Origin of the sequence: Duganella sp. BJB1802, assembly GCF_013369445.1 — a bacterium.
GTDB lineage: Bacteria > Pseudomonadota > Gammaproteobacteria > Burkholderiales > Burkholderiaceae_D > Rugamonas > Rugamonas vulcania_A.
Genome location: NZ_JABWEF010000001.1, coordinates 498,425 through 519,932, shown reverse-complemented (window position 1 = coordinate 519,932; position 21,508 = coordinate 498,425). Strand labels below are relative to the sequence as shown.

Below are 21,508 nucleotides of genomic sequence, written 5' to 3'. Positions count from 1 at the left end.
AAACCGGGCTGCATGCCCGGTTTTTTTTCGTGCTTACTCGGCGGCGGCTTCGCCGTCGGCGGCCTCGTCGGCGTCGGCCTCGTCCAGCTCGCCTTCCTGGGCCAAGCCGGGGTTCTGCTTCAGCTCGGCCTTGCGCCGGGCTTTTTCATCCGCTTTTTTCTTCTTTTCCAGCTCACGCTGCCGCTTTTCATACGCGAAATTTGTCTTTGCCATGTGCCACCTCTTCTTTATACGGTTCGATTACCTGCCCACATTATGACGCAGTTAAGGCCAACGCAAGTTTTTCAGCCTCGCGGATGATGTTGCGCATGCAGCTGCTTCAGGCGTTCGCGGGCGACATGGGTGTAGATTTGCGTCGTCGAAATGTCCGAATGGCCCAGCAGCAGCTGCACCACGCGCAGGTCGGCGCCGTGGTTCAGCAGGTGGGTGGCGAAGGCGTGGCGCAGCGTGTGCGGCGACAACGGCGCGGTGATGCCGGCCTTCAAGGCATGTTTTTTAATCAAGACCCAGAACATCTGCCGCGTCATCGGCCCGCCGCGCGCGGTGACGAACAGCGCGTCGTCGACCTGGCCGTTGAGGATGATGCCGCGCGCCTCCTTGACATAGCGCTCGATCCACACCCGCGCCTGCTGCCCGAACGGCACCAGCCGCGTCTTGGCGCCCTTGCCGGTGATGCGCAGCACGCCGTCGTTCAAACTCAGCTCCAGCAGCTTGAGCGTGACCAGCTCGGACACGCGCAGCCCGCTGGCGTACATCAGCTCCAGCATGGTGCGCTCGCGCAGGCCCAGCGGCGTGGCGACGTCGGGCGCGGCCAGCAGCGCCTCCACTTGAATTTCGCTCAAGGTGTGGACGAAGCGGACCGGCTGCCTGGCCGACACCAGCTTGAGCGTCGGATCGTCGGCGATGCGGCGCTGGCGCAGCAGCATCTGGTAGAAGCGCCGCAGCACCGACAAGCGCCGGTTCGACGAGGTGGCCTTGCCGCTGTCCTGGTGGCGGGCGGCGATATAGGCCTCGATGTCGTGCGCGGCCACCGCCGCCAGCCCGGCCACCTGCGGCCGCTTCTTCTCCAGCCAGGTGGCGAACAGGCGCATGTCGCGCCGGTAGGCCTCCAGCGTGTTCTTCGACAGGCCGTCCTCCAGCCACAGGCTGTCGCAGAACTCGTCGATCAGAGCAGTGTTGTCTGTTGCCATGCGTATTCGCTCGATCCTTCGTGCGCCAGCAGCCAGCGCTTGATGCCCAGCAGGTAGCCGTTGGGGTCGTCGCTGTTGGCGAAGCCACCCAGGCCGGACGAGGACGTCACGCGGTGGCACGGAATCACCACCGGGAACCAGTTGGCGCCGCAGGCCTGGCCCACCGCGCGCGGCGCCGAGCCGATGTGCCTGGCCAGCTCGCCGTAGGTCCGCACGCTCCCGCGCGGGATGGAGCGGATGGCGTCCCAGACCTTGTGCTGGAACTCGGTGCCGGCGCGCTTGAGCGGCAGGTCGAAGGCGAAATCGGCGTCCTCGCAGTAGCGGGCCAGCTGCGTCGCCGCCAGCTCCGCGGCCGAGTCCTGTGGCGCTTTTGCATCAAAGTGGGGCGGCAGGTAGCAGAGCTCGGTGATCAGACCACTGGCCGTGCGTACACCCAATTTTCCAAGCGGCAAGTCCAAAACGGCGGAAAACAATTCATGCTGCTGTTGTATTTTCATCACACTCTATGCACCAAAAAAGCCGGCTGAAGTTGTCGAAATGCACCATTTTGTTGCATTCAAACTACATTAAAAAAACCACACAATTGCATTGTAATTCCGCGCCGAAGACGACAGGCGAAAAAAAACGCACCTTGCGGTGCGTTTTCAAATCCTGCTTCACGTTCCCGGTCGTTTGCCTGTCCCCGTAGCGCGCTTGTGGCGGCCTGCAGCGACTATAACAACGACATTCTGTAAAACGTGTGTCTCCTCGATCTTTCGCCGGTATTCAGTACCGTTTCTCTACACACTCCCCACCTACAATTCTGGGCTCTTGCTACCGGGTCGCATATCGATATGCAGTTATCCCTGAGAGCGACGCAATCATATCGTATCTATTTGGCTTTTTCTCCTTTTTTTTCGGTCCCGCGCCCCCCTTGCTTTAAACGTGAAACAAATTTGACGCACATCAGGAAAGTTGTGGTATTAGGCATGGCTCTTGGCAAAAAACCTAGTAGTACCCCTCATTGCTCCGTGCGCGACAAAAATATAATTTAAGCGAAAATGCCGGATTTCCTGGCATCAATAAAACTAGAGACAATCATGTTCACAAAACTACTGGATCATCTGGAGGAGTGGATCATCACCTTCCTGATGGCAGGGGCCACCCTGATCATCTTCCTGTCCGTGGTGCACCGTTACGGCACCGGCCTGCCCATTCCCGGCGTCCAGGACTACCTGCTGTCGCTGCACTTCGAGTGGGCGCAGGAGCTGGCCATCATCATGTTCGTGTGGATGGCCAAGTTCGGCGCCGCGTACGGCGTGCGCATGGGCGTGCACGTGGGCGTCGACGTGCTGGTCAGCCGCCTGCCGGATGCCTGGCGCCGCCGCGCCACCTACGTCGCGCTGGCCTGCGGCATGCTGTTCACCGGCATCATCGGCACGCTGGGCCTGACCTTCGTGTGGGAGAACGGCATGCACTACGCGCTGTTCAACAAGCTGGGCATGGACGTCAGCGCGCTGACCGAGGGGCCGACCACGCCCGACCTCGAATGGCCGACCTGGTTCATCTACTCGGTGGTGCCGATGGGCTCCTACCTGATGTGCTTCCGCTTCATCCAGGTGTCGCTGGTCTACTGGCGCACCGGCGAGATGCCGCACCAGGACGAATCGCACGTCGAGGGCCTGGACGATGACGAAGACGACGACATGTTCGCCGTCGCCCACCCTGCCCCGGCCCACGGAGGTGCGAAATGAGCGGCGCGACGGCACTCGATTCGGTCAAGGTCATGTCCAAGAAGCGCGCCGCGGCCTGGCTGATCGGCATCGCCGCCATTTTGCTGTCGGTGTGCGTCATCGGCGGCAAGGTCGGCATCGTGTTCGCGCTGCTGCTGGCGCTGATGTTGACCGGCATCCCGGTCTCGATCGCGCTCGGCCTGACGGTGCTGATGTTCATGTACCTGCTGACCCACGTGCCGGTCGAGGCGGTGGCGCTCAAGCTGTTCAGCGGCATCGAGAAGTTCGAGATCATGGCCATCCCGCTGTTCATCCTGGCCGGTAACTTCCTCACCCACGGCGGCGTGGCCAAGCGCATGATCAAGTTCGCCACCAGCCTGATCGGCCACTGGCACGGCGGCCTGGCGCTGGCCGGCATCATCGCCTGCGCCATGTTCGCGCTGGTGTGCGGCTCGTCGGTGGCGACCGTCGTGGCGATCGGCTCCATCATCCTGCCGGCCATGGTCAAGCAGGGTTATCCGAAGCGCTTCGGCGCCGGCGTCATCATCACCGCCGGCTCGCTGGGCATTTTGATGCTGCCGTCGATCCCGAAAGTGATCTACGCGATCTCCACCAACACCTCGATCGGCGCGCTGTTCCTGGCCGGCCTGTTCCCCGGCATCCTGCTGACCGTGATGCTGTGCACCACCACCTGGGTGCTGGCCAAGAAGAACGGCTATCCGCGCATGCGCAAGGCCACCTGGGGCGAGCGCGCCAAGGCCTTCAAGGACAGCGTGTGGGGTCTGATGCTGGTGGTGATCATCATCGGCGGCATCACCAAGGGCATCTTCACGCCGACCGAGGCGGCCGCGATGAGCGCGGTGTATGCGTTCATCATCTCGGTGTTCGTCTACAAGGACATGCCGCTGAAGAAGACGCCGGAAGTGCTGAAGAAATCGGCCAGCCTGAGCGCGATGCTGTTGTACATCATCACCAACGCCGTGCTGTTCTCCTTCCTGATGGCGCACGAGAACATCCCGCAGGCGATGGCGGACTGGATCCTGGCCAAGGACCTGGGCCAGGCCGGCTTCCTGTTCTTCACCAACATCCTGCTGCTGTTGGCCGGTAACGTGATGGAACCGTCGTCGATCATCCTGGTGATGGCGCCTATCCTGCACCCCGCCGCGATCCGCCTGGGCATCGACGCCGTCCACTTCGGCATCATGATCGACGCGAACATGGAAGTGGGCCTGTGCCATCCGCCGGTCGGCCTGAACCTGTACGTGGCCAGCGGCATCTCGAAGATGAGCATCTCCGAGCTGACCGTGGCCGTGATGCCGTGGCTGCTGACGATGCTGGTGTTCCTGGTGATCGTGACCTACTGGCCGGGGCTGTCCTTGTGGCTGCCCAAGGCGATGGGGTTGATGTAATAAAAAAGGGAGGCCGCTGGCCTCCCTTCTCATTTCAAAACCAGCTAAATTATTTAGCTGCTTCCTTGTTGATCGCCGCGATCAGGTCCTTGCCGATACGGCCTTCCATATCCTTCTGCACCGGCAGCAGCGCCTTGCGCCAGTCCGCCTGCTCCTTCACGCTCAGCGTATAAATGGTGGTCTTGCCAGCCTTCTTGATCGCTTCCAGCGCCATGTCGTTGTCGCGCTGTGCGATGGCCTTCTCGAACGTGGTGGCTTCCTTCATCGCCTTATCCAGCGCGGTGCGGATGTCCGCAGGCAGGCCGTCCCAGAACTTCTTGTTGACGATGACCGCATAACCCAGGTAGCCGTGGTTGGACACGGTCACATACTTCTGCACCTCGTGCATCTTCTGCGTGTACATGTTCGACGGCGGATTCTCGGTGCCATCGACCACGCCGGTCTGCAGCGCCTGATACACCTCGGAGAACGCCAGCACCTGCGGGTTCGCGCCCAATGCGCGCATCTGCGCGTCCAGCACCTTGGACGACTGGATACGCATCTTCAGGCCCTTGAAATCCGCCGGCGTATGCAGCGGCTTATTGGCCGACATGACCTTGAAGCCGTTGTCCCAGAACGCCAGGCCGGTGATGCCCTTCGGTTCCAGCTTCTTCATCAGGCCCTTGCCGATTTCGCCTTCGGTGACGTTATACAGCGCGGTCTTGGACGGGAAGATGTACGGCAGGTCGAACGCCTCGAACTCCTTCACGCCCAGCGGGCCGAATTTTGCCAGCGACGGCGCCAGCATCTGCACGGCGCCCAGCTGCAGCGCCTCCAGTTCCTCTTTGTCTTTATACAGTTGGCTGTTTGGGTAGACTTCCACCTTGACGCGGCCATTGGTGGCCTTCTCGGCCAGCTGCTTGAAGCGCTCCGCGGCCTGGCCCTTCGGCGTGTCGGTCGCCACCACGTGGCTGAATTTGATAACGATCGGCGCCTGGGCGTAAGCATTGAAGCTGAGCGCCACGCTCATAGCCAGTAAAACGGATTTCAGTTTCATGAAGTCTCCAGAGGGATTTAAAATGCAGTATTGTTCTAGTTTGACTGATTCTTACTAATCGTGGCAAGGGTGGCTACTGTGGAAAACCACAATACCGCCGCCTTCCCAAGGCTTTACCCTGATTGTCCATGACCAGCACACCCGCTCCAGCCCTGCCGCGCCGCGCACATTACAGCTCCTCGCTGCGCTGGCTGCTGCCCATCATGCTGGTGCTGTTCTTTTTGGCGATCCTGATCTGGCTACCGTGGCAAGCGCGCCAAATGGAGAGCAACGAGCGCCAGGAGCAATTGATCGCCGACACACTGTGGGTCGAACAAACCATCCGCTTCCAGCTGGGGCGCGACGAGGAAAGCCTGCGCGGGCTGGGCGCCGAGATCAGCGCCGGCAAGCTGCCACCAGCGCAGCTGCACGAACGGCTGGCGCGCCTGCTGAAGAACGGCCACGAACTGCTGCGCGTGATCTGGCTGCGGCCGGACGGCAAACTGGCCGCCAGCAGCGATCCGCAGGCCACGCCGGTGGAGCTGTCGGCCGCCTCGCTGGCGACCATGGAGTTATCGCGCCAAACCCGCCACGCGATGTACACCCAACCGGAAGCGCAGACGCCCAACCTGTCGGCCGCCCCCGCCGCCGTGCTGATGGACTATCACGTGCCGCTGTACCGCGGCGACGAATACCTGGGCGACCTGGTGGCCACCTACCAAACCAGCGCGCTGCTCGACGAGATGGTGCCGTGGTGGTTCGCGCAGGACAACCAGGTCTCGCTGATCGACCGCGACGACAAGGTGCTGGCGCGCCGCGCCGCCGCCGGACCGGGGCACGGCGTCTACACGCACAAGCGCGCGCTCGACCTGCCCGGCGCCACCATCACGCTGGTGACGGACAGCGTCAAGAGCGAACCGCAGCTGCTGCCCAATTTGCTGGTCGGCTCGGTGATCGTGCTGTCGCTGGGATTGTTATGGAGCCTGCTGGCGTTGTGGGGCCACATCTCGCGGCGGCTGGAGGCCGAAGGCGCGCTGCGCCAGCAGATGTCGTTCCGCACCGCGATGGAGAACTCGCTGGTGACCGGCCTGCGCGCGCGCGACCTCGAAGGACGCATCACCTACGTCAATCCGGCGTTCTGCCAGATCGTCGGCCATCCGGCCGAGGAGCTGGTCGGCATGCTGCCACCCATGCCCTACTGGGCGCCGGAGGCGATGACCGAATACCAGACCCGCTTCGCCTCCGTTTTGGCGGGCAACGTCACGCCGCAGTTCGAGACCTTCTTCCTGCGGCCCGACGGCGAGCGCGTGCCGGTGCTGATCTTCGAAGCGCCACTGGTCGACAAGGACGGCAAGCAGACCGGCTGGATGGGCTCCATCCTCGACATCTCGGACCGCAAGCGCATCGAGGAGCTGAACCGCCAGCAGCACGAAAAGCTGCAGGCCAGCGCGCGCCTGGCGACGATGGGCGAGATCTCGTCGATGCTGGCGCATGAGCTGAACCAGCCGCTGGCCGCCATCTCCAGCTACACCACCGGCGCGCTCAACGTGCTGGCGCGCGCCGCCGACAGCGGCACGGCGGTCGACTGCAACGTCCTCAAGCCGGCGCTGGAACAGGCCAGCGCGCAGGCGCAGCGGGCCGGCCAGATCATCCGCAGCGTGCACGAATTCGTCAAGAAGAGCGAACCGCAGCGGCAGGAAGTGGCCATCGCCTCGCTGCTGGAAGGGATCCGCGCGCTGATCGAGCTGCAGGCGCGCCAGGCCTACGTCTCCTTCAACGCCAGCATCCCGGCCGACCTGCCGCCGGTGCGCGCCGACCGCGTGATGATCGAACAGGTGCTGCTCAACCTGACCCGCAACGCCATCGAAGCGATGGCCCACATCCCGCCGCAGCGGCGCATGCTCAACGTGGTGGCGGCGTATGATGCGGCCAGCGCGCAGGTCAGCGTGGCGGTGATCGACCAGGGGCACGGCATACCGGAGGACGTGGCGCAGCGCTTGTTCTCGCCGTTTTTCTCGACCAAGGCGGAAGGCATGGGCATGGGGCTCAACATCTGCCGCACCGCGATAGAATTCCACGGCGGCGCGCTGACCTACAGCGCCAATCCGCAAGGTGGCACCATATTTACCTTCGTGCTGCCGGCGATGCTGGCGGCCGCGGAACAGGAGACTTGAAGCATGCTGCATATCGTTGATGATGAAGCGGTCGTACGCGACTCCCTGACCTGGCTGGCCACGTCGCGCGGCATCCCCTCGCGCGCGTACGACAGCGCGGTGCAATTCCTGGCCCACACCGAGGCCGGGCAGTTCGACGCCGAAGGCGACTGCGTTCTGCTCGACGTACGCATGCCGGACATGAACGGCGTGGCCGTGTTCGACCATCTGTCCGCGCGCGGGCTGACGCAGCGCATGCCGGTGATCTTCCTGACCGGGCACGGCGACGTGCCGATGGCGGTGGACACGCTCAAGCGCGGCGCCTTCGACTTCTGCGAAAAGCCCTTCAACGACAACCAGCTGATGGACCGTGTGCAGGAAGCGCTGGCCAACTCGCGCCAGGCCGGCGCGATGGCGGCGGTGCACGCGCGCCTGGCCACGCTGTCGGCGCGCGAGCGCGAAGTGCTGGACCTGATCCTGGCGGGGAAGATGAACAAGGTGGTGGCCGACCAACTGGGCATCAGCATGCGTACGGTGGAAGTCCACCGCGCCCACATCTTCGACAAGATGCAAGTCAAAACCGCCGTCGAGCTCGCCGGCCTGCTCAACCAGCCAGACATCAATGAGCTCTGCTGTATAGGCGTGCTACAGCAGAGCTCGTGTCCGAATGTCAGACTTGACCCCATTGTTTTATTGCTTGGCGATCCACTCGTCCACGACTTGCTCCAGCACCGGTAGCGGCACGTTGCCGGTCTCCAGCACCACGTTGTGGAAGGCTTTGATCGAGAACTTGTCGCCCAGCGCTTTCTGCGCCTTGGCGCGCAGGTCGAGGATGCGCATCATGCCGATCTTGTAGGCGCACGCCTGCCCAGGCATGGCAACGTAGCGCTCCACTTCCGCCGCAGGGATGCCGTAGTCGATGCCCTGCTGGCGCGTCCACTTCATCGCGTGCAGGCCCGTGTCCACCACCAGCCGCCGTGCGCGGAACAGCTCCGCATCCAGCTGCCCCAGATGGCCCACCACATCGCCCTCGTACCAGTTGTTCTCCGCCGCCAGCTGCTCCGCGTACAGCGCCCAGCCCTCGCCATACGCCGAGCCGACCGCGAACACGCGGTCGCGCCGGTAGCGCGGCAGCTTGTCGTTCTCCTGCTGCAGCGCGACTTGGAAGTGGTGCCCCGGCACGCCTTCGTGATACACCAGCGTGCGCATGCCGACGATGCGGAACTCAGGCCCCGGCATCGGCGCCCAGAAGATGCCCGGCCGCGTGCCATCCTTGGCCGGCCCGGTGTAATGCGCCGCCGCCGTCTTCTCGGTGAACGGCGGCTCGCGCTTGACCACCACCGGCGCTTTCGGCGTGACATCGAAGAGCTCCTTCGCGCGCGCCTCGGCGTCGCGCAGCACGCTGTCGTAGCGGGCCAGCAGCGCCGGACGCGGATCGGCTTCCTTCGGCTGCGAGTCCTTCTCCAGCTGCGCCATGCGCTGCTTGATGCTGCCGTCGATGTAGCCCAACGACGCCAGCAAGCCATCCATCTCCTTCTCGATGCGCGCCACTTCGCGCAGGCCGATGTTGTGGATCTGCTCCGGCGTGTAATCGCTGGAGGTCATCTGCTTGAGCAGCAGCGCATAGGCCTTGCCGCCATTGGGCAGGCGCCACAGGCCGGCATCGTCGGTGGTGCGCGGCAGCTGCTCCTGCAGCATCGCGCGGGCGCGCTGGAACACGGGAATGACCGAGCGCTTGACGATGTCCTCGGCCGCCGCCGCGAACCTGGCCTGCTGTTCCGGCGTCACATCCTTCAAGCCGCCCATGCGCTGCTTCAGCGTAGCGACGAACACGTTGTTCTCCGGCCCACCGTCGAGGAAGCGATCCAATTGCCCGATCGAGGACTGCGTCAGGAAGGTCGGCATCAGGATGCCACGCGCGCCCAGGCCGCGCGCCTGCAGGATGCCGGTGTCCATCTTGCCGGCCACCGCCTTCAAGCGCACCAGATAGTTCTCCACGTCGCGCTGGTTGCGGATCGGGTGCGCCTGCGTCAGGAAGTTCACCAGCTGCACATGCAACCCGCCGAACTGGTTGAACACGAAGTTATAGTCCGCATACGGCCACGCATCCACCGCGCCCTGCAGATTCCAGGCGATGCTGGCGGCGCTGGCGCGCTGCTGCGGCGTGAGCGTCTGCTTGTCGATCCTCGCCAGCTGCGCCAGCGCGGTCTTGGCGGCGGCTACTTCACCGGCGCGGTAGACGATGGTGTTGGGCGTCAGCTTGCGATCCAACCGGTCCTGCTCCTTGCCGCTGAAGTACTGCTTCAGCGTGGCCTGTTCGGGATCGTTGCGCACCTTGGCGTTGGCCACCTTGTCGGCCCAGTCGTCGAAGCTCGCGCCATGCGCGGCCAGCGTGAAGGATGCGCCCGCAAGCAGCGAGATGAATCTGGTTGAAGTAAGCATGGACCCGGGCCTGATAATCGAAACGCCCGAGTGTAGCGCAGTTCAGGCGTGACGGGCGATCGCCCATTCGACATGCTCGCGCACCAGCGCCGACGGGTGCTCGCGGCGCGCCATCAGCGCGGCCACGATGGCCGCATCGCCCTTGGCGCCGGCCGCCGCCGCGTTGCCCAGGCCGACCGCGATATTGCGCAGCCAGCGCTCATGGCCGATGCGGCGTATCGGGCTGCCCTCCATCTTGCGGTTGAATTCCTCCTCGGTCCACGCGAACAATTCCACCATCGAAGCACTGCCCAAGCCATGGCGCTCGTCGAAGTCCGGCAGCACCGCGCGCTGAGCGAACTTGTTCCACGGGCAGGCGGTCTGGCAGTCGTCGCAGCCGTAGACGCGGTTGCCGATCAACGGCCGCATCTCCAGTGGGATCGCGCTTTTCAATTCGATGGTCAGGTAGGATATGCAGCGCCGCGCATCCAGCTTGCCCGGCCCGAGGATGGCCTGGGTCGGGCAGACGTCGATGCACGCCGAGCACTGGCCGCAATGCCGGCCGGTCGGCTCGTCCACCGGCAGCGGCAAATCGACCAGGAACTCGCCCATGAAGAACATCGACCCGGCGGTGCGCGACAGCAGCAAGGTGTGCTTGCCGCGCCATCCCAGACCGGCCTTCTCGGCCAGCGGCAGCTCCATGACCGGCGCCGAGTCGGTGAACACGCGGTAGCCGAATTCCCCGATTTCCGCCTTCACCTTGTCGGCCAGCTGCTGCAGCCGCGCGCGCAGCACCTTGTGATAGTCCCTGCCGCGCGCATAGACCGAGATCACGGCGGCGCCGGGATCGGCCAGACGGGCCGCCTCCCGCTCGCGCCAATCGTTTTCCGTGTCCCTCGGCAGATAGTCCATGCGGGCGCTGATCACCCGCACCGTGCCCGGCACCAGCTCGGCCGGACGGGCGCGCATCATGCCGTGGGTGGCCATGTAGTCCATTTCGCCATGCATGCCTGCGTCCAGCCACGCCTGCAGGCCCGCCTCGGCGTGACTGAGGTCGATGTCGGTGATGCGGATTTCGGCGAAGCCAAGCTCCACACCCCAGCGCTTGATGCTGAGGGCAAGTTGGGCTAAATTGGTTACTGGCAGGGACATCGGTGGCAGGTGGCGGTTACAATGGCTGGCGATCCAACCAACACGACATTCTAATTGATGCAGCACTTCCAAGCCCATCTCCATGACGAAGCCGGCACCGCCGCCCTGGGCACGGCCCTGGCGCGCGCCCTGGCGCCCGGCCTGGTGATCTACCTGCACGGCGACCTGGGGGCCGGCAAGACCGCCCTCACCCGCGCCCTGCTGCACGCGGCCGGCCACGTGGGCACGGTCAAGAGCCCGACCTACACCTTGTCCGAACCGTACGCGATCCAGCTCGACGGCCGCAGCGTCAGCGTGATCCATTTCGACCTGTACCGCATGGGCAGCCCGGAGGAATTCCTCGACGCCGGCTTCCGTGAAGACTTCAATGGCGACAACATCTGCATCGTCGAATGGCCCGAAAAGGCCGACCGCGTGCTGCCTGCCGCCGATATCAACCTGTTTCTGACCGTGGCCGGGGACGGCCGTGATGTAGAATTGCAGGCGACCACCGCACTGGGTAACTCATGCCTTCAACGCCTCAAATTCGCCCCCAACATGTAAACAGCAAGGCTGTTACGCGCCGTACCGTCCTCAAGGCCGGCTCCACGCTGCTGCTGTCCGTGCTGGCGCCGGTGCGCGCCTACGCCGCGCAGATCCTGGCGGTGCGGGTCTGGCCGGCGGAGGACTACACCCGCGTCACGCTGGAAAACGACGCCGCGCTCAAGGCCACCCACTTCATCGTCAAGGACCCGGAGCGCATGGTGGTCGACATCGAAGGCCTGGAGCTGAACCCGACGCTCAAAAGCCTGGTCGCCAAGATCCAGTCCAACGACCCGTACATCAAGCAGGTGCGCGTGGGCCAGAACCGGCCCAACGTGGTACGCCTGGTGTTCGACTTAAAAGAAGAAATCACGCCGCAGGTGTTCACGCTGGCCCCGGCCGGCAACTACAAGCACCGCCTGATCTTCGACCTGTACCCGGTCAAGCCGGTCGACCCGATCGCCGCGATGATCGAAAAAGGCGACTGGTCGGGCGACGGCAAAACGCCGCCGTCCAGCGCGGCCGCAACCGGCAGCGCGCCCAAGGGCGACATGCCGCCGCTGAAGCCCGCCGAAGCCGAAGCCCTCGCCAACGCACCGCAAACGCCGCCGGATGCATCCAAAGCCGATCCGCGCACGGAGCTGCGCAACGAGCTGAAAACCGCCGAAGCGCAAGTCCGCGCCAGCGAAAAAACCGACAAGAACGGCAAGCTGATACGCATGCTGACCGTGGTGCTAGACCCCGGCCACGGCGGCGAAGACCCCGGTGCCTCCGGCAAGAACGGCAGCCGCGAAAAGGACATCGTGCTGGCCATCGCCAAGCGCCTGAAGACCAAGATCGAGGAATTCCCCAACATGCGCGTGATGCTCACGCGCGACGCCGACTACTTCGTCCCCTTGGGCACGCGCGTCGACAAGGCGCGCAAGGTGCAGGCCGACCTGTTCGTGTCCATCCACGCCGACGCCTTCGTGCAGTCCACCGCGCGCGGCTCGTCGGTGTTCGTGCTGTCGGAAAAAGGCGCCAGCTCCTCGGCGGCGCGCTGGCTGGCGGACAAGGAGAACTTGGCCGACACCATCGGCGGCGTCAACGTCAAGAACCACGACCGGCAACTGGCCAGCGTGCTGCTGGACCTGTCGACCACGGCGCAGATCAACGATTCGCTCAAGCTGGGCAAGTCGGTGCTGGGCGAGATCGGCGGCATCAACCGCCTGCACAAAGGCTCGGTCGAGCAGGCCGGCTTCGCGGTGCTGAAGGCGCCGGACATTCCGTCGATCCTGATCGAGACCGCCTTCATCTCCAACCCGGAGGAGGAAGCCAAGCTGCTCGACGACGGCTACCAGAACCAATTGGCCGACGCCATCGTCAAGGGCATCCGGCACTATTTCGCGAAGAACCCACCGCTGGCAAAGAACCGGCTGACTTAAAACTAAAACGGACGAGACATGGCTGTAGTAATCAATACGGAATACGGCGCACTGCCAGCAGTACAAATCACAGCGGCCGACGGCAGCCAGGCGACGGTGTCGCTGTTCGGCGCCCACCTGCTGTCATGGAAGACGGGCGACGGCAGGGAGCGCCTATTCGTCAGCGCGCAGACGCCGCTGGACGGCAGCAAGGCCATACGCGGCGGCGTGCCGGTGATCTTCCCGCAGTTTAATGTGCGCGGCCCCGGCCTGCGCCACGGCTTCGCCCGCGTCAGCACCTGGCGCCTGACCGGCAGCGGCGGCGACGGCGGCCAGTCCTTCCTCGAATTCGGCCTCGATCAAAACGACCTGGCGCCCGAACACGCGCAAGCCTGGCCGCACGCCTTTGAGCTGACGCTGCGCTTCACGCTGCACGGCGACGCGCTCGATGCGCAATTCACGGTGCATAACAGCGGCGCGCAGGAGTTCCCGTTCGGCCTCGCGCTGCACACCTACTACGACGTCGGCCAACTGGATGCGACCAGCATCAGCGGCCTGCAGCACATGCGCTGCACCGACCATCACAACGAGACGCTGAAGCAGGAGCATCCGGCGCTGCACTTCACCGAGAAGCTCGACCGCCTGTACCAGTCCACGCCGACGCTGACGCTGAACACGGCCAACGCCACGCTGCGCCTGGAGCAGCAAGGTTTCGACAACTGGGTGGTGTGGAATCCGGGCCAGGACGACGCCAGGGCGCTGGTGGACCTGGCGGACGACGAATACCTGCGCTTCGTCTGCATCGAGCCGGCGTGCGCCGACCAGCGCCCGTTGGCGGCCGGCGCCACGTGGACCGGCAAGCACCGCATCGCGGCCGATTAATTCGGATTTAGTTCGACTCTTTGACGATGCGGCCGGAGCCCGGCTGGATAGGCCGCGCGTTGAGCGGATAGAGACGGCTGAACAGCGCCATCTGCGCCGGCGAGGCCTGCACCGGCTCCTTCATCACCAGCCACAGCACGCCCTCGCTGCAGGGTGGCGTGGTGAGCGACCCCATAAACGTGAAGTAGTCGCGGCGCGCCGGGATCAGGTCCAGCGGATCGAGCACGGTCGATGGCGCCATCGTTTCGAGCTTCTCCAGCGGCAGGTTGTTCCACACCGTCTGGATCACCGGCTGCGGCTTGCCGCGCTCCAGCAGCAGCGCCAGCACGGCCAATTTGCCCTCGCCATCCTTGTGCACCAGGTGCACGACCATCTCATAACCCTTGCCGTTGATGCGCTCCTCCGACGGCCGGTGGAAGTGGAACTGGATCAGCTCATACATGCGGTTGTTCACCGTGATGAAATTGCCGCTGCCGACCATGACCTGCACGGTGTGGCCGTTGTCGGTCACGTTGAACGAAGAGGGATGGTAGTCGAAGGTGATCTGCTCCAGCTCCACCTTCATGCCGTCGCGGATATCGATCGGCGACTGGCGGTTGCCGGTGCTGCACTTGGCCCATTCGGGATTGATCTTGCCCCAGTTGGCCGGGCCGTCCTCGCCCTCGTACGACCAGTGGTTGCTGTACACCTTGGGCACGACCGGCGCGGCGGCGGCCACTTTCTTGGCACGGGCGGCGGCGGCGACGCGCGCCTGCTGGTTGGCGCGCATGATGGCCAGGCGGGCCGCGATCTTGGCCGACAGGTCGGATTCCGCCTCGGCCTCGCGCTCACGCTCGGTGAGCTTGCGCGGCGCGGACGACGCGCCGGAAGCGGAGGCGCTGGCGGAACCGGGATTGCTCGGACGGATGGACGCGATCGAGCCCGTGCTCCCACCCACCGAGGATTTCGTCGAGGGCGAAATCAGCGGATCGTTTGCGGCGCTGGCGGTCGCGAGGACGCAGCAGCAGGCAATCAGGGTGAGCAGAGTACGCATGTGTATCCAGAAAGAAAAGAATTACATACTGGTATACGGATGCATTTGGGCAAAACTTGAGCGGCGCCGGCCTTTCGGAAGGAATTTATTTATGAAACATCGGGCTCAGCGGCCCAGCATGCGGCGCGACAGCTTCCACATGCCGCCCAGCGCCATCGGCACCACGGCGATGCCGACGCCGAACAGCACGATCTCGGTCAGGTGCTCGCGGACGATGGCGATGTTGCCGAAGAAGTAGCCGGCCGTGGTCAGCAGCGCCACCCACAGCACGGCGCCGGTGATGTTGTACATCTGGAAGCGGGCATGGGTCATGTCCGACACGCCGGCCACGAACGGCGCGAAGGTACGCACCACCGGCACGAAGCGCGCCAGCACGATGGTCTTGCCGCCGTGTTTTTCGAAGAACTCGTGGGTGCGGCGCAGCGCATCCTTGTTGAGCCATCGGTAATCATGCGTGAACACGCGCTGCCCGATGGCCTCGCCTATCCAGTAGTTGAGCGTGTTGCCGGAGACCGCCGCCGTAATCAGCAGCAGCATCAGCAGGAACAAATTCATTTCGCCCAGCGCGCACAGGGCGCCGGCGATGAACAGCAGCGTGTCGCCTGGGAAGAAGAACAGGACCACCAGCCCGGTTTCGCAAAAAATGATCGCGAACAGCACGGCGTAGACCAAGGTTCCGTATTGCTGAATCAATACTTCCAGTGTCTTGTCGACATGAAGGATCATGTCAAAAAATTGCATAAAATCCATATTCTTCCCATAAAGTCTGCGCCGGAATCATACACCACCCGTGCCCCTTCGGCGGAAGTTTCCAGACTCGGCCAAGCAGTTTACAATCGTCCGAGCGCCCGCAGCAAGCGGACGCGACCAACCTAGGAGATATTGGATGTCCCAGACCCACCCGTTCCGCGCCCTTCCCCTCTCCGTCCTGGCGATCAGCCTGGCCTCCCTTGCGCACGCCGCCGACCTGCCGGTCAGGCCCAGCGTCGCCGACCTCGTCAAGCAGTCCAAGCCGTCCGACTGGCGGCCGCTGGACCCGAACAACACCTTGTACATGGAGCTGCCCACCGGCCGCGTGGTGATCGAACTGGCGCCGGAGTTCGCGCCACAGAACATCGCCAATATCAAGACCATGGTCAAGGAACAGTATTTCGACGGCCTGGCCATGCTGCGCTCGCAGGACAACTACGTGGCGCAATGGGGCGACCCGAACGCCGAGACCACGCCGAAATCGCTGGGATCGGCCAAGGCCAAGGTGGTGGGCGAGTTCACCGTGCCGATGGCGAACGACAAGCACTTCGTGCGCCAGCCGGACCTGGACGGCTACGCGCCGCAGATCGGCCATTCGAACGGTTTCCCGGTCGGGCGCGATCCCAAGGCCAAGACCACCTGGCTGGCGCACTGCTACGCCACGGTGGGCGTGGGCCGCGACAACGACACCGACAGCGGCAACGGCGCCGAGCTGTATGCCATCACCGGCCACGCGCCGCGCCACCTGGACCGCAATATCACGGCGGTGGGCCGGGTGGTGTCGGGCATGCCGCTGCTGTCCGTCCTGCCGCGCGGCAGCGAGAACATGGGCTTCTACGGCGCCAAGGACACCCGCCTGCCGATCAAATCGGTGCGGCTGGAGGCGGACGTGCCGGAGGCCGAACGCAGCCACCTGGAGGTGATGCGCAGCGAGGCGCCTATCTACAAGGACGTGGTGGACGCGGCGCGCAACCGTGGCGGCCCATGGAACAAGTTCACGCCGCACTACGTTGAGCTGTGCAACGCGCCGATGCCGGTGCGCGAGCATCCGAAGGAGTAATCCCGGCGAGGACCGGGCGCGGCGAGCAGTTATAATCTCGTGATGAACGCGCCCGACACCTCCCCCCGCACGCCCCGCCCCATCCAGGCCCTCCCCGACCAGCTGATTTCGCAGATCGCCGCCGGCGAGGTGGTCGAACGGCCGTCCGCCGTGGTCAAGGAGCTGCTGGAGAACGCGCTCGACGCGGGCGCCACGCAGATCACCGTGCGGCTGGAGGAGGGCGGCGTCAAACGCATCGCCATCACCGACAATGGCCGTGGCATCCCGCCCGAGCAGATGCCGCTCGCGCTGGCGCGCCACGCCACCTCCAAGATCGCCTCGCTGGACGACCTGGAAAACGTCGGCACGCTGGGCTTCCGTGGCGAGGCGCTGGCCTCGATCGCCTCGGTGGCCGCCGTCACCCTGACCTCGCGCACCGCCGACGCCGCCCATGCTTGGGAAATCGTCGGCTCGCACAACGGCGCGGTGGCGCCGTCGTCCGGCGCCCAGGGCACCACGGTCGACGTGCAGGACCTGTACTTCAACACGCCGGCGCGCCGCAAGTTCCTCAAATCCGAGCAGACCGAATTCGGCCACTGCGCCGAAGTCGTGCGCCGCATCGCGCTGGCGCGGCCGGACGTGTCGTTCTCGCTGAGCCACAACGGCCGCACCATCGACCACTGGAACGTCAGCGAGATGGCCAAGCGCAGCGCCCACATCCTCGGCGAAGGCTTCGCCGAGGCGCGCCTGCCGATCGACGAAAGCGCCGGCCCGCTGCGCCTGCACGGCTACACCGGCCTGCCCACCGCCTCCAAGGCGCGCGCCGACGGCCAGTTCTTCTACGTGAACGGCCGCTTCGTGCGCGACAAGGTGCTGGTCCACGCCGTCAAGGCGGCCTACCAGGACGTGCTGCACGGCGACCGCTTCCCTTCCTATGTGCTGGCGCTCGATCTCGATCCATCGCTGGTGGACGTCAACGTCCATCCGTCCAAGATCGAAGTGCGCTTCCGCGACAGCCGGGCGGTGCACCAGTTTGTGTTCCACGCGGTGCAGCGCGCGCTGGCGCAGACCTCGGCCACGTCGCACGGCAGCGTGCCGTCGCCGCTGCCGGCGGCCGAAAGCCTGGGCAGCTCCACCTGGCGCGGCGAGCAGACTTCATTCGGGCCGCTGCTGGCGCCTGATTACGCGCCGACGTTCTCGCCGTCGCCATTCGGGTCGCGTGATGGCGGCGCAGGCGGTTCAAACGGCGCAGGCTTCGGCGTGCCGCGCTTCGGCGGCAGCGAAGGCGGCGTCGCCCAGAGCACGGAAAAATACGGCGCCCTGTTCGGCGGCTCCGGCCCCGTCACCGGCTACCGCGCCGAATCGGACATGGCGCTGCCGCAGGCCAGCCCGTTCACCGTCTCCGCGGCCGCGATGGCGCAGGAAGAATTCCCGCTCGGCTTCGCGCTGGCGCAACTGCACGGCATCTACATCCTGGCGCAGAACGCCAAGGGCCTGGTGCTGGTCGACATGCACGCCGCGCACGAACGCATCCTGTACGAACAACTGAAGAACGCCCTGGACAGCCGCGTCGCCGGCGAAGAGATGCAGGTGCAACCGTTGCTGATCCCCGTCACCTTCTACGCCGACACGGTGGAAGTGGCCACCGCCTCCGAACACCAGGAGACCTTGCAGGCACTGGGCTTCGACATCGCCACACTGTCGCCGACCACGCTGGCGGTGCGCTCGGTGCCGGTGCTGCTGAAAAATGCCGACGCCCAGACGCTGGCGCGCGACGTGCTGCGCGACGTGCGCGAGTTCGGCGGCTCGCGGGTGCTGATCGAGCGCCAGAACGAGCTGCTGGGCACACTGGCATGCCACACGGCGGTGCGCGCCAACCGCATCCTGTCGACGCAGGAGATGAACGCCCTGCTGCGCCAGATGGAAACCACCGAACGCGCCGACCAGTGCAACCACGGCCGCCCGACCTGGGTGCAGGTGGAAATCGGCGCGCTCGACAAGCTGTTCCTGCGCGGGCAATAAGATGAGCGCCATCGTTTCAAAACCGCTGGCGGTCGCCATCATGGGGCCGACGGCGTCGGGCAAGACCGCATCCGCGCTGGCGATCGCGCAGCGCATTCCGTCGGAGATCATCTCGGTCGATTCCGCGCTGGTGTATCGCGGCATGGACATCGGCACCGCCAAGCCCACGCGCGAGGAACGCGCCGCCGCGCCGCACCACCTGATCGACATCATCGATCCGCTCGACTCCTACTCGGTGGCCCAGTTCCGCAACGATACGCTGCGGCTGGTCGACGAGATCGTCGCACGCGGCAAACTGCCGCTGCTGGTGGGCGGCACCATGTTGTACTTCAAGGGACTGGCCGATGGCCTTGACGACCTGCCCGGCGCCGATCCGGCCTTGCGCGCCGAGCTGGAAGACGAAGCGGCCCGTGTCGGCTGGCCGGCCATGCACGCCAAGCTGGCATTGCTTGATCCCGAAACCGCCGCCCGCCTGGCGCCGGCGGACGCGCAGCGCATCCAGCGCGCGCTGGAGATCTGCACCCTGAGCGGCAAGCCGATGTCCGAACTACTGGCGTTGAAGGAAAAGACCGAGCTGCCGTTCGAGCTGCTGTCGTTCGCGCTGGAGCCTTCGGACCGCGCCGTGCTGCACGAGCGCATCGCGCGCCGCTTCGACATCATGCTGGAGGAAGGCCCGGACGGTAACCTGATCACCGAAGTGGAAGTGCTGCGCCGCCGTGGCGACCTGCATCCCGGCCTGCCGTCGATGCGCTGCGTGGGCTACCGGCAGGCGTGGGAATACCTGGACGGCACCATCGACTACAAGACCATGCGCGAAACCGGCATCATCGCCACGCGCCAGCTGGCCAAGCGGCAGTTGACGTGGCTGCGCTCCATGCCGGAGCGCGTGACGCTCGACTGCCTGGGTCCCGACCCGGCCGGCGCGATGCTGGCGCGGATCGCGGAGAAGCTGGGCTAAGTTTTCGGCGGCGCCGAATCCATATAAATAATTTCCCACAAATGGCCGTCCAGGTCCTGGTAGCCGTGGCCGTACATGAAGCCGTGGTCCTGCGGCTCCTTGTAGGCGCTGCCACCGGCCTCGATGGCCTTGTTGACCATGGACGTGACCTGCTCGCGCGATCCCACTTGCAGGCACACCAGCACCTCGGTCGACGTGCGCGCATCGCAGATCGGCTTCGGCGTGAAGCTCTTGAAGCGCTCCTCCACCAGCAGCATGACGAAGATATTCTCCGCCACGATCATGCACGTGGCGCCCTCGTCCGTGTACTGCGGGTTGAAGGTGTAGCCCAAATGCGTGAAGAACCTGACCGACGCGGCCAGGTCGCGCACGGGCAGGTTCACAAAGATATTGGTCGCCATATTGTCTCCGTTAAAAAAATGCTCACATCAACCGAAACAGCATACCAATTTGACTATCTTTTGGCGACGCGATTCAAAATTTTTCAAAAATTTTCGGAACCATCGTTGACAGCTTAGGCTCCAACCCCCATAATGCTGGGCGTTGCAGGTGATATAGCTCAGTTGGTTAGAGCACAGCATTCATAATGCTGGGGTCGGTGGTTCAAGTCCACCTATCACCACCAAGAATTCGAAAGCCGCTGACCCGCAAGGTTCAGCGGCTTTTTCATTTCCGCACCTGCACCTCGTTCGAGCGCGGCTGGACCGGATCAGCCGCAATGGCATACCTCTTGCATAGTCATTCATGCGCTCTCGCCCACTCCCCAACAGGATCACGCCGACCATGATTACGACCTCCGCATATCGCCTTCCCGCCCTGCTGCTTGCCGCCGCGCTCGCCAGCCCGGCCACCGCCGCTCCCCGCCCCGTCAAAGTCCTGTTGATCGGCATGTTCGCGCAAGAAGCGGCGGTGTGGACCGACAAGCTCAAGCTGGACCAGGCCATTCCTGTGCCGGGCCTGTCGCCCACCTATCCGGCGGTGCGCTGCAACCGGGACGACGTCTGCCAGCTGACGACCGACATGGGCAAGGCCAACGCCGCCGCGTCGGTGGCGGCGCTGGTGCACAGCGGCTTGTTCGACCTCAGGCAAAGCTACTTCATCGTCGCCGGGGTCGCCGGCGTCGATCCGGCCCAGGGCACGATCGGCACGGCGGCGTGGTCGCGCTATCTGGTGGACTCGGACCTGGCCTGGGAGGTGGACGCGCGCGAACGCCCCGCCGGCTGGTCGACCGGCTATCTGGGCATCGGCGCCAAGGCGCCCGGCGTGAAGCCTGCGCTGGGCTATGGCACCGAGGTGTACCGGCTCAATGAAGGCTTGCTGAACAAGGCGCTGGAACTGTCGCGCGGCGTGACGCTGGCCGATTCCGCCGAAGCGGCGGCCTACCGCGCCCAGTACCCGTCCGCGCCCGCGAACCTGGCGCCGCAAGTGACGCAATGCGATTCGCTGACCGGGAATAACTGGTTCCACGGCGACCTGCTCGGCCAGCGCGCGCGGGACTGGGTCGCGCTGCTCACCGACCAGCAGGGCAGCTACTGCATGAGCTCACAGGAAGACAACGCGACCTACACCGCCCTGCTGCGCGGCGCCGAAGCCGGGCTGCTCGATGCCCAGCGGGTGGCGGTGCTGCGCGCCGCGTCCAACTTCGACCGTCCGCATCCGGGCCAGACGGCGCTGGCGTCGCTGACCACCAATGCGGGCGGCTTTCCGCTGGCGCTGCAGAACCTGTATCGCACGGCGCACCCGCTGGTGCAGGACATCGTCCAGCATTGGCCGGACTGGAAGGGTGGCGCGCCGCTGGCCCGGCCCGCGCACCGTGAGCCCCCGCGCCCGGCCTTCGCACCGAAGGT

At 64.8% G+C, this 21,508-nt stretch carries 18 protein-coding genes, 1 tRNA gene and 2 pseudogenes; 12 read left to right on the top strand and 9 right to left on the bottom strand.

The window, feature by feature from the left end:
• Nucleotides 1–33: 33 nt before the first annotated feature.
• The 3 genes from HUX88_RS02425 to HUX88_RS02415 all read right to left on the bottom strand — a co-directional run bounded on the left by HUX88_RS02425 (nucleotide 34) and on the right by HUX88_RS02415 (nucleotide 1,687).
• Entirely contained in the window at nucleotides 34–213 is a 180-nt protein-coding gene (locus tag HUX88_RS02425) for a hypothetical protein (protein WP_117011972.1), read from the bottom strand.
• A 71-nt stretch (nucleotides 214–284) separates the two neighbouring features.
• Entirely contained in the window at nucleotides 285–1,190 is a 906-nt protein-coding gene (gene xerD, locus HUX88_RS02420) for a site-specific tyrosine recombinase XerD (protein ID WP_176360684.1), read from the bottom strand.
• Nucleotides 1,166–1,687 carry a methylated-DNA--[protein]-cysteine S-methyltransferase gene (locus tag HUX88_RS02415; protein WP_176360683.1) on the bottom strand — a complete coding sequence of 174 codons (522 nt, stop codon included), beginning with the start codon at nucleotides 1,685–1,687 and terminating at the stop codon, nucleotides 1,166–1,168. The genes xerD and HUX88_RS02415 overlap by 25 nt, the downstream gene beginning before the upstream one ends.
• 582 nt (nucleotides 1,688–2,269) lie before the next feature.
• Here HUX88_RS02415 and HUX88_RS02410 point away from each other — a divergent pair.
• Both HUX88_RS02410 and HUX88_RS02405 read left to right on the top strand, forming a co-directional pair.
• Nucleotides 2,270–2,923: a TRAP transporter small permease gene (locus HUX88_RS02410; RefSeq protein WP_176360682.1), complete on the top strand. Its 654-nt coding sequence runs from the start codon at nucleotides 2,270–2,272 to the stop codon at nucleotides 2,921–2,923.
• Nucleotides 2,920–4,311, top strand: a complete 1,392-nt coding sequence (locus HUX88_RS02405; RefSeq protein WP_117011976.1) for a TRAP transporter large permease — start codon at nucleotides 2,920–2,922, stop codon at nucleotides 4,309–4,311. The genes HUX88_RS02410 and HUX88_RS02405 overlap by 4 nt, the downstream gene beginning before the upstream one ends.
• Nucleotides 4,312–4,360: 49 nt before the next feature.
• Here the strand turns inward: HUX88_RS02405 and HUX88_RS02400 are convergent, their stop codons facing one another.
• Nucleotides 4,361–5,347 carry a TRAP transporter substrate-binding protein gene (locus HUX88_RS02400; RefSeq protein WP_176360681.1) on the bottom strand — a complete coding sequence of 329 codons (987 nt, stop codon included), beginning with the start codon at nucleotides 5,345–5,347 and terminating at the stop codon, nucleotides 4,361–4,363.
• A gap of 128 nt (nucleotides 5,348–5,475) precedes the next feature.
• On the opposite strand from HUX88_RS02400, the gene HUX88_RS02395 reads away from it, so the two are divergent.
• Nucleotides 5,476–7,500, top strand: a complete 2,025-nt coding sequence (locus tag HUX88_RS02395) for a nitrogen regulation protein NR(II) (protein WP_176360680.1) — start codon at nucleotides 5,476–5,478, stop codon at nucleotides 7,498–7,500.
• A 3-nt stretch (nucleotides 7,501–7,503) separates the two neighbouring features.
• Nucleotides 7,504–8,085, top strand: a pseudogene (locus HUX88_RS02390) (response regulator transcription factor); the annotation flags it as partial.
• An 84-nt stretch (nucleotides 8,086–8,169) separates the two neighbouring features.
• Here the strand turns inward: HUX88_RS02390 and HUX88_RS02385 are convergent.
• Nucleotides 8,170–9,921, bottom strand: a complete 1,752-nt coding sequence (locus tag HUX88_RS02385) for a DUF885 family protein (protein WP_176360678.1) — start codon at nucleotides 9,919–9,921, stop codon at nucleotides 8,170–8,172.
• Nucleotides 9,922–9,963: 42 nt separating this feature from the next.
• On the bottom strand, nucleotides 9,964–11,052 hold the full coding sequence (queG, locus tag HUX88_RS02380) for a tRNA epoxyqueuosine(34) reductase QueG (protein ID WP_117011981.1): 1,089 nt from the start codon (nucleotides 11,050–11,052) through the stop codon (nucleotides 9,964–9,966).
• A 57-nt stretch (nucleotides 11,053–11,109) separates the two neighbouring features.
• Between queG and tsaE the strand changes: the two genes are divergently transcribed.
• Genes tsaE through HUX88_RS02365 form a run of 3 tightly spaced genes read left to right on the top strand, consistent with a single transcriptional unit; the run spans nucleotide 11,110 to nucleotide 13,859 of the window.
• Complete coding sequence (gene tsaE, locus HUX88_RS02375; RefSeq protein ID WP_161097099.1) at nucleotides 11,110–11,595, top strand: tRNA (adenosine(37)-N6)-threonylcarbamoyltransferase complex ATPase subunit type 1 TsaE; 486 nt, start codon at nucleotides 11,110–11,112, stop codon at nucleotides 11,593–11,595.
• A complete protein-coding gene (locus HUX88_RS02370; protein WP_176360677.1) occupies nucleotides 11,559–12,998 on the top strand; it encodes an N-acetylmuramoyl-L-alanine amidase in 1,440 nt (479 codons plus the stop codon). The genes tsaE and HUX88_RS02370 overlap by 37 nt, the downstream gene beginning before the upstream one ends.
• Before the next feature lie 18 nt (nucleotides 12,999–13,016).
• Nucleotides 13,017–13,859: a D-hexose-6-phosphate mutarotase gene (locus HUX88_RS02365; RefSeq protein WP_176360676.1), complete on the top strand. Its 843-nt coding sequence runs from the start codon at nucleotides 13,017–13,019 to the stop codon at nucleotides 13,857–13,859.
• 7 nt (nucleotides 13,860–13,866) lie between these two features.
• On the opposite strand, the gene HUX88_RS02360 is transcribed toward HUX88_RS02365, so the two are convergent.
• A complete protein-coding gene (locus HUX88_RS02360) occupies nucleotides 13,867–14,892 on the bottom strand; it encodes a carbonic anhydrase (protein WP_176360675.1) in 1,026 nt (341 codons plus the stop codon).
• A gap of 105 nt (nucleotides 14,893–14,997) precedes the next feature.
• Complete coding sequence (locus HUX88_RS02355; RefSeq protein ID WP_117011986.1) at nucleotides 14,998–15,642, bottom strand: VTT domain-containing protein; 645 nt, start codon at nucleotides 15,640–15,642, stop codon at nucleotides 14,998–15,000.
• 136 nt (nucleotides 15,643–15,778) lie between these two features.
• Between HUX88_RS02355 and HUX88_RS02350 the strand changes: the two genes are divergently transcribed.
• Genes HUX88_RS02350 through miaA form a run of 3 tightly spaced genes read left to right on the top strand, consistent with a single transcriptional unit; the run spans nucleotide 15,779 to nucleotide 19,661 of the window.
• The gene (locus HUX88_RS02350) at nucleotides 15,779–16,702 is read left to right on the top strand and encodes a peptidylprolyl isomerase (RefSeq protein ID WP_176360674.1); all 924 of its coding nucleotides are present in this window, start codon (nucleotides 15,779–15,781) and stop codon (nucleotides 16,700–16,702) included.
• A 42-nt stretch (nucleotides 16,703–16,744) separates the two neighbouring features.
• Nucleotides 16,745–18,703 (top strand): DNA mismatch repair endonuclease MutL, encoded by a 1,959-nt coding sequence (gene mutL, locus HUX88_RS02345; protein WP_176360673.1) that lies wholly within the window; start codon nucleotides 16,745–16,747, stop codon nucleotides 18,701–18,703.
• A gap of 1 nt (nucleotide 18,704) precedes the next feature.
• Nucleotides 18,705–19,661: a tRNA (adenosine(37)-N6)-dimethylallyltransferase MiaA gene (gene miaA / locus HUX88_RS02340; RefSeq protein ID WP_176360672.1), complete on the top strand. Its 957-nt coding sequence runs from the start codon at nucleotides 18,705–18,707 to the stop codon at nucleotides 19,659–19,661.
• On the opposite strand, the gene HUX88_RS02335 is transcribed toward miaA, so the two are convergent.
• Nucleotides 19,658–20,062, bottom strand: a complete 405-nt coding sequence (locus HUX88_RS02335; RefSeq protein ID WP_176360671.1) for a VOC family protein — start codon at nucleotides 20,060–20,062, stop codon at nucleotides 19,658–19,660. The two genes, miaA and HUX88_RS02335, sit on opposite strands and share 4 nt — an antisense overlap.
• Nucleotides 20,063–20,209: 147 nt before the next feature.
• Here HUX88_RS02335 and HUX88_RS02330 point away from each other — a divergent pair.
• Nucleotides 20,210–20,286 (top strand) — tRNA-Met (locus HUX88_RS02330).
• A gap of 158 nt (nucleotides 20,287–20,444) precedes the next feature.
• Nucleotides 20,445–21,455, top strand: a pseudogene (locus tag HUX88_RS33230) (purine nucleoside permease); the annotation flags it as partial.
• Between the last annotated feature and the right edge of the window lie 53 nt (nucleotides 21,456–21,508).

Excerpts from the sequence above, each read along its gene's own strand:
- HUX88_RS02415 (WP_176360683.1), bottom strand. The coding sequence starts at position 1,687 with ATGAAAATACAACAGCAGCATGAATTGTTTTCCGCCGTTTTGGACTTG.
- HUX88_RS02385 (WP_176360678.1), bottom strand. The coding sequence starts at position 9,921 with ATGCTTACTTCAACCAGATTCATCTCGCTGCTTGCGGGCGCATCCTTC.
- HUX88_RS02395 (WP_176360680.1), top strand. The coding sequence starts at position 5,476 with ATGACCAGCACACCCGCTCCAGCCCTGCCGCGCCGCGCACATTACAGC.
- HUX88_RS02400 (WP_176360681.1), bottom strand. The coding sequence starts at position 5,347 with ATGAAACTGAAATCCGTTTTACTGGCTATGAGCGTGGCGCTCAGCTTC.
- HUX88_RS02355 (WP_117011986.1), bottom strand. The coding sequence starts at position 15,642 with ATGGATTTTATGCAATTTTTTGACATGATCCTTCATGTCGACAAGACA.
- queG (WP_117011981.1), bottom strand. The coding sequence starts at position 11,052 with ATGTCCCTGCCAGTAACCAATTTAGCCCAACTTGCCCTCAGCATCAAG.
- tsaE (WP_161097099.1), top strand. The coding sequence starts at position 11,110 with ATGCAGCACTTCCAAGCCCATCTCCATGACGAAGCCGGCACCGCCGCC.
- xerD (WP_176360684.1), bottom strand. The coding sequence starts at position 1,190 with ATGGCAACAGACAACACTGCTCTGATCGACGAGTTCTGCGACAGCCTG.
- HUX88_RS02410 (WP_176360682.1), top strand. The coding sequence starts at position 2,270 with ATGTTCACAAAACTACTGGATCATCTGGAGGAGTGGATCATCACCTTC.
- HUX88_RS02370 (WP_176360677.1), top strand. The coding sequence starts at position 11,559 with ATGCCTTCAACGCCTCAAATTCGCCCCCAACATGTAAACAGCAAGGCT.
- HUX88_RS02350 (WP_176360674.1), top strand. The coding sequence starts at position 15,779 with ATGTCCCAGACCCACCCGTTCCGCGCCCTTCCCCTCTCCGTCCTGGCG.
- HUX88_RS02425 (WP_117011972.1), bottom strand. The coding sequence starts at position 213 with ATGGCAAAGACAAATTTCGCGTATGAAAAGCGGCAGCGTGAGCTGGAA.
- HUX88_RS02360 (WP_176360675.1), bottom strand. The coding sequence starts at position 14,892 with ATGCGTACTCTGCTCACCCTGATTGCCTGCTGCTGCGTCCTCGCGACC.
- miaA (WP_176360672.1), top strand. The coding sequence starts at position 18,705 with ATGAGCGCCATCGTTTCAAAACCGCTGGCGGTCGCCATCATGGGGCCG.
- HUX88_RS02365 (WP_176360676.1), top strand. The coding sequence starts at position 13,017 with ATGGCTGTAGTAATCAATACGGAATACGGCGCACTGCCAGCAGTACAA.
- mutL (WP_176360673.1), top strand. The coding sequence starts at position 16,745 with ATGAACGCGCCCGACACCTCCCCCCGCACGCCCCGCCCCATCCAGGCC.
- HUX88_RS02335 (WP_176360671.1), bottom strand. The coding sequence starts at position 20,062 with ATGGCGACCAATATCTTTGTGAACCTGCCCGTGCGCGACCTGGCCGCG.
- HUX88_RS02405 (WP_117011976.1), top strand. The coding sequence starts at position 2,920 with ATGAGCGGCGCGACGGCACTCGATTCGGTCAAGGTCATGTCCAAGAAG.